Annotated in this window: 2 protein-coding genes; both read right to left on the minus strand. The window is 26.3% G+C overall.

Annotated features, from left to right (window positions below; translation table 11 throughout):
• Positions 1 to 196: 196 nt before the first annotated feature.
• Positions 197 to 640, minus strand: coding sequence for a hypothetical protein (locus Q4Q55_RS10555; protein ID WP_303372752.1), 444 nt, complete (start codon positions 638 to 640; stop codon positions 197 to 199).
• Positions 633 to 1,145 (minus strand): Panacea domain-containing protein, encoded by a 513-nt coding sequence (locus tag Q4Q55_RS10560; RefSeq protein ID WP_303372753.1) that lies wholly within the window; start codon positions 1,143 to 1,145, stop codon positions 633 to 635. The genes Q4Q55_RS10555 and Q4Q55_RS10560 overlap by 8 nt, the downstream gene beginning before the upstream one ends.
• Positions 1,146 to 1,902: the final 757 nt, after the last annotated feature.

Raw genomic sequence — 1,902 nt, forward strand, 5'->3', positions numbered from 1 at the left:
TATACAAAATTTATATACTTACAAAAAGGAAGTCAGAGAAAAATTGTATAGTTATTATATTATCTGGATTTAGGCAATCAAGGAGTTTAGTTTGGAAGTAAGTATATTTTTAAAATCTTATTTACAAATGGTAACTACAAGAATAATTACATACTTACATTAAATCAAATAACACTAAGACATCCTTATTCAAGAGTTAATTCGTATTTAAATATTCTTTTTCATGTTCATACAATTCATCATGGATTTCAACTTCTTTTATAAATAGTTCATTTATCCTATTCTTATCAGGAATTTTCTTTTTGTTCTTATGGAACAGTTCAACAAAAATAAATTTACTTTCTTCTTTATCAAATAGGAAAGTTATTCTGAAACCGGAATTTACACCTTTGTTTATCCCTTCACAACGGAATTTCTTGATAATGAATGCTGGCACGTTCACATAATTTTCTAAACCTGCCATACGCATACAAACATGGGATTCAAATTTATCGGATTCCGAAAGATGTTGGATTAAAATATCGTACAAGAGTTTAAAGTCGCTTTTAATTGTAGGGCATTGGTGCCTGGCAAAAGTTTTTTGAAACTCTTTTTTAAATTTATGATGGTATTCAAATGTGTAACCCTTGTACTCAGTCATCGTACTCCCTCACAGAATATTCCGGATCCCTATAAAAGACAGCTTCATAATTTAATGTTTCACCATCTTTTGCTAATCTCCAAGGAATATCGCCGTGAGAATATTTACTTATCTCTTCAGAGTATAAATGAGAAAGTTTATTGATTGTATCATCTATTACCTGAATCTCATAAGAAGATAATAAACTGATATCTGGGTCTTTTAATGAAGAATATTTATATTTTAGATAATTTATTACACGTTCGGAACTTTCATCTATTTTTCCTTCATCAATTAATTCACCAATAGCTTCAAAAAAGTGTGAAGGAACTGGCCCCATTTGTTTTCTAATATAAGTTTCACCACTAATCGGTTTTTCATATTTCTCATAATTATCAAAATCAGAAAAATACAATAATTTATACAATACAACCCTAGCAAAATTATCCTTTGTATGACATCTACTAATTATATAGTGTATCATTGATTTGAATTTTTCAGAGTCGTAAATTATATTCTCATTCATTTCAAAACCTCATTAAAGTTTTAAACTTTGAAAAAAACTAATTTTACAATATACCTATATGAAACCCAGCATATATAATAATATCATATAACCAGTTTTAATATCATATTCGATACCTTGAAGTTAATAGTAATTATAATTAGTTTTTAATTGTTTAAATATCTTTTTATTTATTTTCAGAACAATTTTACACTATTAAGTCAATTTTACTAACTCAAAACAATTTTTAATAAAAATTACTAGATTACAAAACATTTGAAAAAATATTTATGAAGATGGAGACTTGAGTAAAACTTCAACTTGTGCAAAAATTGCACACCTTCAAAAAGTTAATACAATAACCTTCTATTTTTCAAAATTCCCCAATATAACCATCAAGCTTTATAACATCCTCCCATTAGATCAGACCATTTGTAATTTTATTCATATAAAATAAGTAATCGAATTTATGGGGTAGAAAAATAATTGATGAATGAAAAGATTAAATTATCATGAATTCTAAAAAAAGTAGTGTAGAGAGGTAAGTAGCACAACTATCGCATGAGTTTTCATAAAACCTCTCTCCAAAATAATTTTAATTAATTAATAATTTAATTTTTAAGTTATATATAATTAATAGCTATTTAATTAATACTCCCATCCACAATACTTAAGCAATGAAATAACACAGATTGGCGTTGAAAACATTGATATCAAAAACTGATAAAATAAACTTATCGAGTTGACTATGGAACTTAAATATGATGGACAGAAAAAA

The organism is Methanobrevibacter sp., assembly GCF_030539555.1.
GTDB lineage: Archaea > Methanobacteriota > Methanobacteria > Methanobacteriales > Methanobacteriaceae > Methanocatella.

Bases quoted from the DNA above. Each gene is read 5' to 3' on its own strand.
- Q4Q55_RS10560 (WP_303372753.1), bottom strand. From the start codon at position 1,145: ATGAATGAGAATATAATTTACGACTCTGAAAAATTCAAATCAATGATA.
- Q4Q55_RS10555 (WP_303372752.1), bottom strand. From the start codon at position 640: ATGACTGAGTACAAGGGTTACACATTTGAATACCATCATAAATTTAAA.